The sequence below is a fragment of the Acinetobacter sp. YH12132 genome (assembly GCF_013418645.1).
Lineage (GTDB): Bacteria > Pseudomonadota > Gammaproteobacteria > Pseudomonadales > Moraxellaceae > Acinetobacter > Acinetobacter indicus.
This window is the reverse complement of sequence record NZ_VPBR01000019.1, coordinates 23374-39358: the sequence shown is the minus strand read 5'-3', so window position 1 is coordinate 39358 and position 15985 is coordinate 23374. Positions and strand designations below refer to the sequence as shown.

Annotated in this window: 15 protein-coding genes and 1 pseudogene; 7 read left to right on the top strand and 9 right to left on the bottom strand. The window is 47.2% G+C overall.

All coding sequences use genetic code 11. The features are described from left to right. The 3 genes and pseudogenes from FTU67_RS13090 to rimI all read left to right on the top strand — a co-directional run. Positions 1–170 (top strand): annotated as a pseudogene (locus tag FTU67_RS13090) (elongation factor Tu); the annotation flags it as partial. A 212-nt stretch (positions 171–382) separates the two neighbouring features. After that, positions 383–1264, top strand: a complete 882-nt coding sequence (locus FTU67_RS13085) for a metal-dependent hydrolase (protein ID WP_045796116.1) — start codon at positions 383–385, stop codon at positions 1262–1264. Between the two features lie 103 nt (positions 1265–1367). Further along, the gene (gene rimI, locus FTU67_RS13080; RefSeq protein WP_160242862.1) at positions 1368–1832 is read left to right on the top strand and encodes a ribosomal protein S18-alanine N-acetyltransferase; all 465 of its coding nucleotides are present in this window, start codon (positions 1368–1370) and stop codon (positions 1830–1832) included. Positions 1833–1851: 19 nt separating this feature from the next. Here rimI and FTU67_RS13075 read toward each other — a convergent pair whose 3' ends face one another. The 3 genes from FTU67_RS13075 to trxB all read right to left on the bottom strand — a co-directional run bounded on the left by FTU67_RS13075 (position 1852) and on the right by trxB (position 4452). Beyond that, positions 1852–2667: an arginyltransferase gene (locus tag FTU67_RS13075; RefSeq protein WP_005179833.1), complete on the bottom strand. Its 816-nt coding sequence runs from the start codon at positions 2665–2667 to the stop codon at positions 1852–1854. A gap of 16 nt (positions 2668–2683) precedes the next feature. Further along, the gene (gene aat, locus FTU67_RS13070; RefSeq protein WP_005179830.1) at positions 2684–3415 is read right to left on the bottom strand and encodes a leucyl/phenylalanyl-tRNA--protein transferase; all 732 of its coding nucleotides are present in this window, start codon (positions 3413–3415) and stop codon (positions 2684–2686) included. A gap of 80 nt (positions 3416–3495) precedes the next feature. Further along, positions 3496–4452 (bottom strand): thioredoxin-disulfide reductase, encoded by a 957-nt coding sequence (gene trxB / locus FTU67_RS13065; protein WP_104472558.1) that lies wholly within the window; start codon positions 4450–4452, stop codon positions 3496–3498. 247 nt (positions 4453–4699) lie between these two features. Here trxB and FTU67_RS13060 point away from each other — a divergent pair, with 247 nt between their 5' ends. After that, positions 4700–7759, top strand: coding sequence for a DNA translocase FtsK (locus FTU67_RS13060; RefSeq protein ID WP_180061868.1), 3060 nt, complete (start codon positions 4700–4702; stop codon positions 7757–7759). Between the two features lie 62 nt (positions 7760–7821). Here FTU67_RS13060 and FTU67_RS13055 read toward each other — a convergent pair whose 3' ends face one another. From FTU67_RS13055 to FTU67_RS13030, 6 genes are all read right to left on the bottom strand, one after another. Continuing rightward, positions 7822–8109 (bottom strand): PA4642 family protein, encoded by a 288-nt coding sequence (locus tag FTU67_RS13055; protein ID WP_005179823.1) that lies wholly within the window; start codon positions 8107–8109, stop codon positions 7822–7824. A 202-nt stretch (positions 8110–8311) separates the two neighbouring features. Beyond that, a complete protein-coding gene (gene minE / locus FTU67_RS13050) occupies positions 8312–8584 on the bottom strand; it encodes a cell division topological specificity factor MinE (RefSeq protein WP_005179812.1) in 273 nt (90 codons plus the stop codon). Positions 8585–8586: 2 nt separating this feature from the next. Further along, positions 8587–9399, bottom strand: coding sequence for a septum site-determining protein MinD (gene minD, locus FTU67_RS13045; RefSeq protein WP_180061867.1), 813 nt, complete (start codon positions 9397–9399; stop codon positions 8587–8589). Positions 9400–9467: 68 nt separating this feature from the next. After that, the gene (gene minC, locus FTU67_RS13040; protein ID WP_005179806.1) at positions 9468–10190 is read right to left on the bottom strand and encodes a septum site-determining protein MinC; all 723 of its coding nucleotides are present in this window, start codon (positions 10188–10190) and stop codon (positions 9468–9470) included. Positions 10191–10311: 121 nt separating this feature from the next. After that, positions 10312–11367, bottom strand: a complete 1056-nt coding sequence (locus tag FTU67_RS13035; protein ID WP_035363269.1) for a hypothetical protein — start codon at positions 11365–11367, stop codon at positions 10312–10314. An 18-nt stretch (positions 11368–11385) separates the two neighbouring features. Further along, entirely contained in the window at positions 11386–12306 is a 921-nt protein-coding gene (locus FTU67_RS13030; RefSeq protein ID WP_005179793.1) for an acyltransferase, read from the bottom strand. Positions 12307–12548: 242 nt separating this feature from the next. Here FTU67_RS13030 and FTU67_RS13025 point away from each other — a divergent pair, with 242 nt between their 5' ends. From FTU67_RS13025 to dut, 3 genes are all read left to right on the top strand, one after another. Continuing rightward, the gene (locus FTU67_RS13025) at positions 12549–13199 is read left to right on the top strand and encodes an OmpA family protein (RefSeq protein ID WP_005179792.1); all 651 of its coding nucleotides are present in this window, start codon (positions 12549–12551) and stop codon (positions 13197–13199) included. 127 nt (positions 13200–13326) lie between these two features. Continuing rightward, a complete protein-coding gene (locus FTU67_RS13020) occupies positions 13327–15366 on the top strand; it encodes a UvrD-helicase domain-containing protein (RefSeq protein WP_005179787.1) in 2040 nt (679 codons plus the stop codon). Between the two features lie 30 nt (positions 15367–15396). Continuing rightward, positions 15397–15849: a dUTP diphosphatase gene (gene dut / locus FTU67_RS13015; protein WP_005179786.1), complete on the top strand. Its 453-nt coding sequence runs from the start codon at positions 15397–15399 to the stop codon at positions 15847–15849. Positions 15850–15985 lie beyond the last annotated feature (136 nt).

Genomic DNA, 15985 nt, shown 5'->3' with positions numbered 1-15985 from the left:
CTGGTGCGATCCAGCTGAAAGAAGGCGTTGAAATGGTTATGCCAGGCGACAACGTTGAAATGTCAGTAGAATTAATCCACCCAATCGCAATGGACGCTGGTTTACGCTTCGCGATCCGTGAAGGTGGTCGTACTGTAGGTGCTGGTGTAGTTTCTAAAGTAACTGCATAATCACTTCTATAGTGTGAAAAAAGCGTCCCTTTGGGACGCTTTTTTTATCTCTGCAGATTAAATTGTCAGACAATTTAACTGCAAGCTGTCCTAAACTGATATTCGCCTGACCTTAACTGCACTTATCTCCATATCAGAACCACGTAAGATAAGGCTGAAGAAAATAAATAAAAGTTTCAGGTGAGACGCTTCACTTGAAAGGAGTTGAGGTCATGAATGCTAAAGTAAATATTACCAACCGCGCAGGTGCCAGTTTCCCGGTACGTCGTATGGCGTTTGAGTTTGATCAGGTTCCAGAATACTGGATGCAAGGTTCGGCTGGCCTGACGCATTTTATGACCGCTTTATCCGCCCTGTTTCCAGCCGGTGAAAAATTCTTTATTGATAGTGTACGTGCAGTGCGTTACCACCCGGCAATTAAAGATAATCAGGAGCTGCAAAAAGAAATTTCAGCCTTTATTGGCCAGGAAGCCATGCATACCCAGGAGCATGTTGGCTTTAATGCCTCGGCACAAAAATATGGCCATGATGTAGAACGTTTAGATCGTTATACCGATAAAGTGATTCAAGGTGCGCGTAAGGTATTTGCCGGTGTCGGTAAACCCTTTGGCATTACCCAAGAAATGGTTGATTTGACTGCAACCACCGCACTGGAACATTTTACCGCGACCATTGCCACCCAGTTGCTGCGTAATTCGCATATTCAGGAACTGATGAGCGATGACACCATGAAAACCATGTGGCTGTGGCATGCGATTGAAGAAAACGAGCATAAAGCGGTAGCTTATGATGTGTTTGAGGGTGTATTCGGCCAAGGCACCAAAGCCTATTTACTGCGCACCAGCTCACTGGTTGCCGCCATGCTGACCTTATTTGTGGTGCAAAACTATTTCCTGTTCCGTCTGTTAAAAGAAGACAAACAGCTAAATCTGGAGGCGTTCAAGGCCATTTATACCTATGCTTATAGTCCCTCTAAGGGCATTATTACCGGTATGGGCCGTGAGATGCTGGCATATTTCCGCCCGGGCTTTCATCCGAACGATTTAGATACCGTCAGTCTGCTGGACACATGGAAAGCCAAATTAGGCTTCTAACGGTGTTGACTCTTGGGGCAATGAAAATTGCCCTTTTTTTTGCTCGATTTTTTATCCAGAGCTCTTATAATGCGAACTTTGTTTTGACCGATGATGAACGAAGATGATTCGTTTAATGCAACACGCTGATATCCATAGTGTATTTAACATTGAGCAACAGGTACAAAGCCATCCCTGGAGCTTGAAACAGTTTGCTGAAGCGGTAGACAGCTATCAATGTACCGTAATCGAGCAGCAAGGACAGCTGGTCGGGTTCTGTATTTTGCAACCGGTGCTGGATGAAGCTAACCTGTTGCTGATGGCGGTTGCGCCTGACCAGCAAGGGAAGGGGTTGGGTTATCAGCTGCTGGAGCATTCGATTGAGCAGTTGCCGAATCAGCCGGTACAGATTTTTCTGGAAGTGCGTGAAAGCAATACCGCGGCCATCCGTCTATATGAAAAAGCTGGCTTTCATCAGATTGATGTACGCAAAAATTATTATCCAAATCCGGATGGCACACGTGAACATGCGGTTATTATGGTTAAAGCCTGTAGTGATGATTTTGCCGCGCTCTTTTCATCACCTTAATTTTTAAAATTATTGGGTTTTATTTGATAATCGAATTATTCCAACCACTGGGCAGGGTGGTCATGAGAGAGTTTCCCAATTGCCGGATTTCTTCGCTGCTTAAGCTGCGGTTAAGCCGGCGCCATTGGCCATCAATCAGCAATTCCAGCGGTACATACTGCGATTTATAATTCATTTTATTGGAATGCGGCACCCAATAGCCTAAGTAAACATAAGGCAGTCCGAGTTTCTGGGTGTGTTCAATCTGCTTTAAGATCGCAAATACGCCCAAGGAGCGGCGGTTTTCATCCGGATCAAAGAAGGTATACACCGCAGACAGGCCATCATCTAGCAGGTCGCAGGTCGAGACCGCAATTAGCCGGTCTTGGTGCCAAAGCTCTAAAAAGAAACTGTCGGTGCAGCTGTGCACCAGAAATTTTTCAAACTGATCCTGACTTGGCGGATACATATCGCCATCGGCATGGCGTTCATTAATATAACGCTCATACAGCGCATAATGCTGTTCATTGGCTTCTTGGGTAGAGCGGATGGTGACGTGCAGGTCCTGATTGCGTTTCCAGGCTTTTTTCTGGGTGCTGTTCATTTGAAATTCGTGTACCGGCACGCGCGAAGACAGACATTGACGGCATAAATGGCATTCCGGCCGATAGACAAAGTCACCGCTACGACGAAAGCCCATGCGTGACAGTTCAGACAGGGTCACCACATCAATCCGGTGCGCCGGATCTAAAAACACCATGCGAGCAGATTTATCATCCAGATAACTGCAGTTATGCGGCGGCGTAATATAATATTGTAATTCGTTGAGCAGGGATTTCGGTTGATATGAATTCATGGCAATCCCTCTTTATTTATTCATCCAGTGAGTCGTTTTGCGCTATTGTTTTACTTGAAAATACACCCTCCTGGTATTTTTTCCAATCTATCGCCGGCTGTTTTACAACATCTTGTAACGATTTTAAGTATGCTTGGCGAGTTATTGTACAGGCGCCCAGACTTAATAGATGGTCATTGACCAGCTGGCAGTCAATCCAGGGCAGGGCGTTGTCGCGGCCAATCAGCATTAAGGTATAAAACGCCATTTTAGAGACATCTGTGCGCTGGCTAAACATTGACTCGCCAAAGCAGCCGCGGCCAATGGTGACGCCATACAAACCACCGACCAGCGCATCCTGCTCCCAGACTTCGACACTATAGCCATAACCGGCCTCAAACAGGTCAATATAGCCCTGAATGATGTCTTCGGAAATCCAGGTGTCATTGGCATAGGCCCGTGGCAGCGAACAACAGCGAATCACCCGTTCAAAGGCCTGATTGATGCTAATCCGGTAATCACCTTTTTTCATGTTACGCAGCAGTGACTTGCTTGGATGATAATCCTGAGGGCGGATAATGCAGCGCGGCTCGGGACTCCACCAGCAAATCGGATCACCGTCGGAAAACCACGGAAACAGGCCGTGGGTATAAGCTTCAAACAGGGTCGAGGGGGACAGGTCTGCACCAATACAAATCAGTCCTTCACCCTGTGGATCAGCTTCATCAGGATGGGGGAAAATAAATTGTGAGGGTGCAAGTGCGGTCATACAGCTACTCTGAATCGAAACAGATCTCTATCATACATAAAAAAGCCGCCCGGATTGGGCGGCTCGTGCTTTAGGCAAAATTATTCACCTAGGGCATCCAGATATTTTTCAGCATCTAGGGCTGCCATACAGCCTGAACCAGCTGATGTAATCGCTTGACGATAGACGCTGTCTGCCACGTCACCGGCTGCGAATACGCCCGGTACAGAGGTTTGGGTTGCGTTACCGGCAGTACCACTTTGAACCTGAATATAACCATCACGCAGGTTTAACTGGCCTTCGAACATGCCCGTATTTGGCTTGTGACCAATCGCCACGAACATACCAGATACATCTACATTCTGGGTTGAACCATCGACAGTAGATTTCAAACGTACGGCAGTCACACCAGATTGTGCATCACCCAGGACTTCATCGACCTGGTTGTTCCAGAGAATGCTGATTTTGCCTTCTTTTTCTTTGGCAAAAATATGATCTTGCAGAATTTTCTCTGAACGCAGGCTGTCACGGCGGTGTACCAGGGTCACGTGAGAGGCGATATTGGAAAGATACAGCGCTTCTTCAACTGCGGTATTACCACCACCGACTACCATCACGTTCTGGTTTTTGTAGAAGAAACCATCACAGGTAGCACAGGCACTAACGCCTTGGCCCATGAATTTGGCTTCAGATTCCAGACCGAGGTATTGAGCCGTAGCACCGGTGGCAATAATTAAGGCATCACAGGTGAACTCTTCCATATCGCCTTTAAGGACGAATGGACGCACACTTAAATCGACTTCATTGATATGGTCATAGACAATTTCGGTCCCGAAACGTTCTGCATGGGCCTGCATACGTTCCATGAGCACTGGTCCTGTCAGACCTTCCGGATCACCCGGCCAGTTATCTACTTCTGTTGTCGTCGTAAGTTGACCACCGAGTTGTAAACCTGCAATTAAGGTCGGTTTTAAATTGGCACGTGCAGCATAAACGGCAGCACTATAACCTGCAGGTCCTGAACCTAAAATAATCAAACGTGAATGACGAGCACCCATCTGTAGCATCCTTTTATTATTGAGCAATTTATGGAATTATACGTGAAACTGTATAACAGTTGTGTGAGATTCAGTGGATATTATTGATCATAGAAATCGATTTAAGCTATATAGAAAAAGTTAACAACTGACTTCAATAATCTTGCATCTTTTTTGCTGCAACAGGTGCATAATATCTATTTTATGGCCATGCCAAACTGGCGGGTTGCACAAGAACATTTATGAAAAATTGGTTACAGGACAGTATATGACTGCGGTGTCGGGTGCTTATGCACAGCGCTTAATAATGACATTATTTTTGGTTTCATTCGGGATTTATCTGTTCCTTGCGACAGTCACCTATACCCCTTTTGATCCGGGCTGGATGCATTTGTCTAGTGATACCCAGCAGGTGTCCAATGCCAGCGGGGTCGCCGGCGCATGGATTGCCGACCTGTTGTTCGGCTTTTTGGGCTGGGCCAGTCTGCTGATTCCGCTGTACCTGTTTATTGAAGCCATTCAGGTGTGGTGGCCGCGTAGTTTCCTGAACCGTCCTTTCCGTTATGCGGCGCAGTTCTTTATTTTGCTGGCCACTGCCAGTCTATTGTATTTGTTCTGGCAAGTGCCGGCCGATACACTGGAAAATGCTTCTGGCGGGATTATTGGGTATGAACTGGGGCAGAGCCTGTCGCAGCTGCTCACTATTTATGGTGCAGCTTTTTTCCTGCTGGTGTTCTGGGGTGTCCTGTTTACACTGGCCTTTGGGATTAAATGGAACCGGACCTGGGTGACTTTAAAAGCCACGCCAGCTTATTTACAAGACCTGTTTTACCGTGATGTGCCTAAAGCTGATCAACCGGCACCGGTCGTTAAAAAAACAGTGGTGGCCGCTGCACCGGCTGCAGCCGAAGTGGTTACGCCGGCACCAGAACATCGTGAAGTCGAAGAAGCTCCGGTGGCACCAGCGGTGTCCCGTCATGAACAAGTGGCCGAGCGTCTGTTTGATGATATGGTCGAGCGTGAACAGCAGCGTTCTGCAGAGCAGGATCTGCTAGATGAAGAAGAGCAGGTCTTTGAGCAGACGGTCGAAAAAGCCCATCGCCTGACCCAGGACAGTCAGCGTGTGGTGGCAACCGGTGAAGTCTGGCGTGCGCTGAATGATGATGCTGACCAGAAGCACAGTCAGGATATTCATGAGCTGTTACGTGCTTCTCAGGATCAGATTCCGCACGCACCGAAAGATCATTTTAATGCAGTGGTCCAGCCCGTGCATGATGCACCGCCTGCATCGAATACGCCGCAGTCTAATATTGACTGGGATGATGACGAAATCTTTGACGAATTGCTGGCTGCTGTACCGAATGGGAAAGCTGCTCAGGATCTGCACAGTCCATTTAATAGTCAGTCGCAGCCTGAACCTGCACCGCACATCCAGCCGGTGCCAGACGTACAAGCGGTTGAAATGCCATCGGCTGCCACAGCGCAGTATGCAAGCCCGAAAAACCGTCTGAGTGATGAAGAATTTGAAGGGCTGGATGATCTGCTGGTTGATGATCTGAAGCCAGAAGCACCTGCCCCAAGAACTACCAGCAGTTATGCGCAGTCTTCGACTTTTGTACAGGCGCCTATTCAGCATCAGGCTGCGGTAAGTGCCACAGCGGCTGCACCAGTGGTCAATGACGCGGTGAAAGAAGCCCTATCGAAAGAAGAATTCATTGAGGCGTGGCATGAAACTGCCGGCAAACCGCAAGAAGAAGATGAATTTGACTTTGATGCGCCATTAACCGATGCCATGGGCCGTCCAATGTCGCGTGCCATGCAGGTCGCAGAGAAACGTCGTGATTTATCACCATTGCCGGGTCTGGAGCTACTGGATAAGGTCGATTCAAATAAAAAGGTCAACTTCACCGCAGAGCAGCTGGAGCGTTTATCTGAACTGCTGGAAATCAAGCTGCAGGAATTTAATGTCAAAGCCAAAGTGGTGGAAGCGCAGCCGGGACCGGTAGTTACACGTTTTGAGCTGGATCTGGCGCCGGGGGTAAAAGCCTCGAAAGTCACCAATATTTCCCGTGACCTGGCCCGTTCCATGTCGATGGCTTCGGTGCGTGTGGTCGAGGTGATTCCGGGCAAACCGTATATCGGTATTGAGGTGCCAAACAGTACCCGCGAAATGGTGCGTCTGATTGAGCTGGTGCAAACCCCGAAATTTGAAGATCAGGATGGCATCCTGTCGATGGCGATGGGTAAAGATATTTCTGGTAATCCGGTGATTACCGAACTGGGCAAAGCGCCGCATATGCTGGTTGCGGGGACCACCGGTTCGGGTAAATCGGTGGCGGTGAACTCGATGATTCTGTCGATGTTGCTTAAATACAAGCCGGATCAACTGCGTTTAATTCTGATTGACCCGAAACAGCTGGAACTGGCCAACTATAACGATATTCCACATTTGTTAACGCCGGTGGTAACTGACATGAAAGATGCGGTCAGCGCCCTGAACTGGTGTGTCAATGAAATGGAACGCCGTTATAAGCTGATGTCATTCCTGAAAATCCGTAAACTCAGCGACTATAATCGCAAGGTTGAAGAAGCACTGGCTAATGGCGAGGACCTGATTGATCCGACCTGGAAACCGGGCGATTCAGCAACCCAGGAACGTGCACCGCGCTTGACGCCGTTACCATCAATTGTGATTGTGGCGGATGAGTTTGCCGACATGATTATGCAGGTCGGTAAAAAAGCCGAAGAAATGATTACCCGTCTGGCGCAGAAATCACGTGCAGCTGGGATTCACTTATTGCTGGCTACCCAGCGTCCATCGGTGGATGTCATTACCGGTCTGATCAAGGCCAACATCCCGACTCGCGTGGCCTTGCGCGTGAACTCAAAAATTGACTCACGGACTATTCTGGATGCTGGCGGGGCAGAAGACCTGCTCGGTCATGGTGACATGCTGTTCCTTGGACCAGGTAAAATTGAACCGGAACGTGTGCATGGTGCCTTTATTTCCGATGATGAAGTCAACCGGATTTGTGATGCCTGGCGTGAACGGGGTTCACCGGATTATGTCGATGAAATTCTGACTCCATTTGATGAAGAACCAGCGTCACGTGGTTTTGAAGATGGTGGTGATGGCGGCTCCGACCGTGATGCGCTGTATGACCAGTGTGTGGCCTTTGTGCTGGAAACCCGTAAAGTATCGGTATCGTCTTTACAGCGTAAGTTTAGCCTCGGTTATAACCGTGCGGCGCGTATTGTCGATCAGATGCAGGAGCAGGGTATTGTCAGTGAACAGGGTCCGAACGGCAAGCGTGAAATTCTGGTTTAAGCTGTTCTCGATCTTTATAAACAAAGCCCACCAATAGGTGGGCTTTTTATCGGCAGTGCGACTTAAGCAAATTTTGCCAGTACTGCCAAGAATTCTGCGCTTTGGCGCGGGAATTCTGCAATCACGTCATGAATGCGCTGTCCTTCAGGATTGGTGGCATTTACATCACGGCCATCGGCAACAAACTGGGTCAGTAAGCGCTCATAGTCTGTTGGGCGCATATGTTTAAATGCATGGTAAAGCACATGGAAATCAGCATTCACACCATGAGGAGGAAGCTGATTCAGGTAGGCAAATACACGCTCATCTGACCATTCTTCATTGAATGTTGCTGGTTGAGACAATGCCATCGCAATCTCCTGGAATAGTTTTTCGAAATGAAAAAAAGGCAAAATATGAGTTCGCAAGAGGCAAAGTGTCTTTGTGCACTTTATCTTGAAGCACAGCTTCTCGTCTTGCGGCTGGGCAAATCCTTAAAGCAATGCTTTAAGTTTGCTATTTCCGCCTCATATTCTGCCTTGATTCAATTTGCTTGACTAATCAAAAATCAGATTATCGCTCTTCAGGCAAATTGATATTCATTTCAAGCATTTCAATGTTGGCTTCAGAACGTACCGACATTTGAATGTGCTGTTCATCAACACCGCGAACATAACGGTTCACGACCTGCATGATTTCTTTTTTCATCTGGTCAATTTTGTCCTGGCTCAGGCGGCGGCCTAAACCATTTTCAGAAGCAACAATGACTTTTAAACGATCCTTGGCGGTTTGAGCACTTGATGCTTTTTCTTCGCTGCTAAATAATTTACTCCAGAATCCTGCCATAATTACGCTCCAAATAATCGTGCTAACCAGCCTTTAGGTTTAGCAGTAATGTGACGGTATGGACGCTCTTCACCCAAGAAACGTGCCACCAGGTCATCATACGCCTGACCCGCTTCAGTTTCGCTATACAGAATGACTGGCTTACCTTCGTTAGATGCTTGCAGAACGCTTTTACATTCTGGAATTACACCTAAAGTTGGTACACGTAAAATATCTTTTGAAATATCGTCAATGGTGAGCATTTCCTGTTTATCGGCACGTTCCGGATTGAAACGTGTGATACATAAATGCTTACGGATACGTCCTTCGTTTTGTTCTACTTTTTTGGTTTTGCTGTCGAGCATGCCAATAATACGATCCGAGTCACGTACTGAAGAAATTTCAGGGTTGGTCACAATAATCGCTTCATCGGCATGGTACATGGCTAAAATGGCGCCACGCTCAATCCCTGCTGGTGAGTCACAGATAATGTAATCAAACTCTTGAGAAAGCTCATCCATGACACGTGCCACACCTTCATCGGTCAGGGCATCTTTATCACGAGTTTGAGAAGCAGGTAAAATATAAAGGTTTTCAATATCTTTATCGCGAATTAATGCTTGTTGTAAACGCGCTTCATTATTTAAAACATTCACAAAATCATAAACAACGCGACGTTCACAACCCATGATCAAGTCCAGGTTACGCAAACCCACGTCAAAATCGATAACAACAGTTTTGTGGCCACGTAGGGCTAAACCTGTTGCAAAAGATGCACTCGTTGTAGTTTTACCTACGCCACCTTTGCCTGATGTTACGACAACAATTTTCGCCACCGAATCCACTCCTGTTATGGTTTAAATCCCCCTTTTGTGTATGGGGTTTTTTGGTGTTTATTTATACATTAAAATTCCAGAGCTTCAAATACAAGCTCTTGGTTGTCATTTAGGTAAATATGTACCGGTTTTTTCGTTACGTGCGGGGGAATATCGTCCGCCACACAGTAAGTGCCTGCAATAGATACCAATTCTGCTTCTAGGGAATGACAGAAAATTCGTGCTGAACTGTTCCCACCTGCGCCGGCAATGACTCTACCACGAACGCTACCATAAATATGTATATTTCCTGAAGCAATCACTTCCGAACCGCTGTTAATACCAGCTTTCAAGATAATATCGCCCTGGTTCTGGACCAGACATTGACCGGTACGCAGAATTTCATCGTGATAAGAGGTCACATGCGAAATTCGTGCCGCTGCAGCTTCTACCACCGCGGCTTCTGCGGCAGGTGCTTCAGGTTCTGCCGGAGTTTCAATGACTTGTTCCTGGGTGGCTTTGATCTGCTGTAACTGACGATCCTGCGGAATTACCGGGAACTGGATGGCACGCGCCTGTTCCGACAGAATGCCTTCAACCACGGCTAGTGGCTGTACATTCAGATCAATCAGCAGTTGAATCAGGGCAATTAATTCCTGATCTACCGAACTTTCAATCACCGCCGGAATTTGGGGTGGAAACCCTTTTTGTAACATTGGGCTCAATTGCTGGCGGATCGCATCATGATCATCTGTATCTAAACTAATGCGAATCGCATTGACCATTCTGCCTTTTATCCGTATGTCAGCCATAATGATTCCTTAAGACTTCTGACCTGTTCATTGTTGTCGAAGTAAATGTTGTAAATAGAGCAAATCCTAGAACAATTCGGCCGAATACTCTAGCCGAAGGTTTAAATATTTTTATTGCTGGCTATTCTTTGTCAGTTTCCTGCTCATTCAGGATCTGTTGCCACTTTTTCACTTTGACCTGTTTGCGAATGGCTTCCAGGGTTTCAAATACCGCAGATTCTACCAACGCATCAATATGCGGATTATGTTCAATCTCGATCTGGCTGACTTTGTCAGCAATATGCGCATAGGCCACATTATCTGGCAGGGTGTCATGATGGGCAAAAGGCTGAATCAGCCCTTGGGTAATATTTTCGCCCAAACGTTGGCCAATGCTTTGAATCTGCCGTTCCATACGTCCGCCGACAATTGGCAGCAGGCGCAGTAACTGGGTCAGCTCCGGGGTATCTTCAATGGCCTGACTCACCACCTGACCGACATTTTCGGCAATGCTCTGACGCTGGCTCTGCAATTCTTTACCCAAAGATTGCTGCAAGATGTCGGCCAGTGCTGCGGCCAGCAGTTTGCGGTGCTGCTCGACCAGATCATCAATAAACTGGCGATGACCAGTGCTGCTGCTCAGTTCACGTTGCAGGTTATTGACAATGGTCAGCACAATCCGGCTCGACAGTTCTTCCATCACCAGGTTGTAATAAAAGTTGGCACGTCGGAAGATGCTGTCCGGGATGACCTTGTAGCCATGACTATATAGGTTGTAGCCAATTGCCACGGCACGTAATAAACGCAGAAAACGCAGCTGTGGCAGAATCGACAGCACTTCATACCAGTGTACGAAGGGGAAGAACCACCAGCGGGCATGATGCCGGAAAATAATCGCCAGGCCCCAACGTACCAGCAATTCGATAATCAGGAAGGTGGTAAACCAGCCTTCGGTAATAATGACCCAGGGACGCAGTTCTGTGCGATAAAATTGCAGTACCTCCGGCAGCTGAATAAAGTTGAAGAGCCAGTCACCAAAATCACTCATCAAAATGGCATTGGCACTCAGGCAGAACAGGTTGATGAGAATTAACGCCATCATAAAGATGTCGTATACCAGCACCACTTTCCAGCTCCATGAGTCCTTTCTGACAAAGTGAAAGGAAGATTTGATCACCGGCTCTTCGCGTTTCTTCATAATGCTTTTGGTACTCGCTTACTGCTCAGCAAATTTCTGTTTCATCTCATGAATGAGCTGATCTTTCTCTGTCCAGAGTTGATGCACCCAGTCCTGAAAACGTTCCCGATATGCGGCATCTTCTTCATAATCGCCACCCAGCACCCAGTCTGGAATGTCAATTTTCCGCAGATTGACCGCAATACGCGGCACTTCGCCCAGCCAGAATTCGCCATAGCCCGGTGCGCCGTCCGGATACACAATGGTCATATCTACCAGCGCATCAATTTCATTGCCCAGAATATTCAGCGCCAAGGCCAGACCGCCAGCTTTGGGTTTCAGCAGATGCTGATATGGTGATTGTTGCTGATCATGTTTTTCCTGGGTAAAGCGCGTGCCTTCCAGATAGTTGAGCAGGGTAAACGGCTGGCTGAGCAGCTGTTCGCAGGATTTACGCGCTTCCAGCATGTCGCGGTCTTTTAGCGCCGGATTTTTGGCAATCTGTTCTTTGGTATGCCGCTTCATCATCGGGAAGCCCAGAATTTTAAAGGCCTGTCCGACAAAAGGAATAAAGATCAGCTCCCATTTGGTAAAGAAACGGGTCAGTGGCATACGGGTTAAACCGAAATACTGGTTGACGGTGGTATCGACCCAGCTCTGGTGATTACAGGTCATTAAATAACGGCCCTGCATGCTCAGTTCCAGACCATCTTCAATACTGATGTCCCAGTGGGTATTGGGTAATACATGGTCAATCAGCCAGTTGTTGACACTGAGCCAGCTGTTGGTAATCTGGATATTGGTCTGGTCGACCTTGGCCGATTTCTTGAACAATTTGGTCAGGCCCAAAGCCAGTACCGGCGGTCCATGTAAAAAAGTGCTGCCGGTAATCACTGAGCTGACCGTAAGCCCTTTTGTGATTTTTTTTAAGAGCGGTTGCTTATTGGTTTTAGATGACATAAACAGTCCTGAATATAAAAACAACTTATACGAAGTTCTGCCCAATATAATTGTTGTTTTTAAAATAAAAAAGTGTTGAAGTGAAACTGTGTAGGAATTATGGTGAACTTATGCGTAGAACAACATGAGATTATTGCAAATTGTAAATAAAAGTTTATTTATTAACAAAAAATCAATGGTCTAAGCACTTTATTTCATCCAAACTTTCCCATATACGAAAAACACAAGTAAGGAGGCATGCGATGCGTGCACTAGCAATTTCAGCAGTAGTCGGGGCAATGGTATTAACAGGTTGTCAAACCACTGGTAATAACCTGGGCGGCGTAGAATATGACAAAACCGCATTAGGAACCATTATTGGTGCGGCAGCAGGTTATGGTGTTTCTAAAGGGAATGCCAATACCAGCGCACAAAACAACCGTGCAGCAGCAATTGGTGCGGTACTCGGTGGGGCTGCAGGTATCTACTTGGACAATAAAGAGAAAAAATTACGTCAACAAATGGCTGGTACCGGTGTAGATGTTAACCGTAACCCAGATGGTTCTGTTGGCCTGATCATGCCAGGTAACATTACTTTTGATACCAACAAGTCAAACATCAAGCCAAACTTCTATGCAACTCTAGATAAAGTGGCGCAAGTCCTGACAGAAGATAACAAGAGCGGTATCTTGGTGACAGGTTATACTGACAGCACCGGTAATGACTCTATCAACATCCCGTTATCTCAGGCGCGTGCACAATCTGTAGCGAGCTACCTGGCATCTCGTGGTGTATCAACTGCACGTATTAATGCCCAAGGTCACGGTTCATCGAACCCGATCGCGTCTAACGCAACTGCAGAAGGCCGTGAACAAAACCGTCGTGTTGAGATCAGCATTTACGCGATCCAGTAATTCGGTCCAGAATTCAAAAAACCACCTTCGGGTGGTTTTTTTTATGACCAGAAAAGCAGCATTTTAGATTAGGCAACTGTGGTGGAGATGACTATAATCGAGCTCGAACCGAAATAGAGGAAACACTATGTCACTGGCAAGTCAACTCAATGACAAGCAACTTGAAGCCATGAAATATACTCAAGGACCCTTGTTAGTGCTTGCAGGTGCAGGTTCAGGTAAAACCTCGGTGATTACCCGGAAAATTGCCTATCTGGTGCAGCAATGCCGTATTCCGGCGCACCGGATTACCGCCATGACCTTTACCAACAAGGCTGCGCGTGAAATGAAAGAGCGGGTTGGTAAGTTGCTGTCGCGTGAAGAAGCCAAAGGTCTTTCGGTCTCGACCTTCCATACGTTCGGTTTAAATTTACTGCGTTTAGAGCTGAAACATACCCCGCTTAAAGCCAACTTTTCGATTCTGGATGCCGACGACTGCAAACGCATTCTGATGGATCTGATGCATCGCGACAATTTATCGGGTGCAGAAAGCAAAGAGCTGATTGCGCGGGCCATGAAAATGATTTCGGACTGGAAAAATGACCTGATTCCACCGGAGCAGGCACATACCACCTGTGAAACGCCAGAAGATATCCAGATGGCGCATTTATATCAGCTGTATGAGCGTAATTTACGTGCCTATAACGCAGTCGATTTTGATGACCTGATTGTGATGCCAACCCGGTTATTGCAGGAAAATGCTGAAGTCCGCGATAAATGGCAAAACCGGGTGCGTTATTTGCTCGTCGATGAGTATCAGGACACCAACACCGCGCAGTATATTCTGGTCAAACTTCTGGTCGGGGTAATGGGACAGTTCACCGCCGTAGGGGATGATGACCAGTCCATTTACGCCTGGCGCGGCGCCAAACCGGAAAATATGGCGCTCTTAAAAGAAGATTTCCCAAATTTAAAAGTGATCAAGCTGGAGCAGAACTACCGCTCCACCAGCCGGATTCTAAAAGCGGCCAATACTGTAATTGGCAATAACCCGCATATCTTTGACAAAAAACTCTGGTCGGACAAAGGCCATGGTGAAGTCATCCGGGTGATTACCTGCCGCAATGATGATGATGAAGCAGAGCGCGTGGTCAAAGACCTGATCACGCATAAACTGATGAACGGTAAAAACTGGAAAGATTATGCGATTTTGTATCGCGGTAACTTCCAGGCGCGTATTCTGGAAACCCAGCTGCGCCAGATGCAGATTCCGTACAAGCTGTCAGGAGGTCAGTCTTTCTTCGCCCGGGCAGAAATTAAAGATGTGATGAGCTATTTACGGCTGATTATTAACCCGGAAGATGACAGTGCTTTCCTGCGCATTATCAACACGCCAAAACGTGCCATCGGCCCGGTGACCTTGGAAAAACTGGGCTTATTTGCACAGGAAAACCATCTGTCCTTGCTGGCGGCAGCAGGTGATCAGCGTTTGACCATGGCCATTCCGAAAAAAGCCACGACTCAGCTGGCCGAGTTTGCCGACTTTATCCAGAACTTTACCCGTGAATTGCTGGAAGATGATGAACCGGTGCCAATCATCCGCCAGATGATGAACGAAGCTGGTTATATCGACTACGTCAAAGAAAGCGCCGCCACGCCTGCGCAGGAAAAAACCAAGCTGGACAATATTGAAGTGCTGTACAGCAGTATTCAAAGCCTGATTAACCGCGCTGAAGATGTGGACGAAAAAAATATTGAAAGCGTGATCCGTAAAATGGTGCTGCTGGATATGCTGGAGCAGCAACAGGAGGAAGAAGACACAGACAAGGTCAACTTATTAACCTTGCATGCCTCCAAAGGTCTGGAATTTCCGTATGTCTATTTAATTGGACTGGAAGAGGAAATTCTGCCGCATAAAAACTCGATTGTGGCTGAGACGGTCGAAGAAGAACGCCGTTTGATGTACGTGGGCATTACCCGTGCGCGTCAAGGCCTCACCATTACCCTGGCCGAGCAGCGTAAGGCTGGCGGGCAGATGAAACAGATGACCCCAAGCCGCTTCCTAGATGAAATGCCACAAGATGAGCTGGAATGGCTGGGTCGCAAGAAAAAGCTGGCTGGCGATATCGATCCGAAACTGCAGGCCCAGCATTATCTGGAAAATTTACGTGCGTTAATTAAACGCTAAACCATTCATTGATATAAACAGGAATTACTGATGAAAGTTCAGGTAAAAGTGCTTGATGCACGTTTGGGCCAAGAATGGCCAATGCCAACCTATGCCACCTCTGGTTCGGCAGGTTTGGATTTGCGTGCCTGCGTGCATGAGACCACTGTCATTGAGCCGGGTCAAACCGTATTGGTGAAAACCGGTCTGGCGATTTATATTGAAGATCCGCATTTTGCCGGTTTAATTCTGCCGCGTTCGGGTCTGGGCCATAAACACGGTATTGTGCTCGGCAACCTGGTTGGCCTGATTGATTCTGACTATCAGGGTGAGCTGATGGTGTCGGTATGGAACCGTGGTCAGACTGCATTTAGCCTGGAACCAGGTGAGCGTCTGGCGCAATATGTGCTGGTGCCGGTGGTACAAGCCCAGTTTGATCTGGTTGAGGAATTTGAAGCCACTGAACGTGGTGCTGGCGGTTTTGGCCATACCGGTAAAGCTTAAAATCTGCTTGAATGATAAAGCCTAAACATTAGGCTTTATCACAACACGCTAGAAAGTAACGCAACAAACACTTAAAATTACATTTTGTAGCGTGAATTCTGTTTTCGGCCGCATAGAATCAGTTCTTATATTAAAA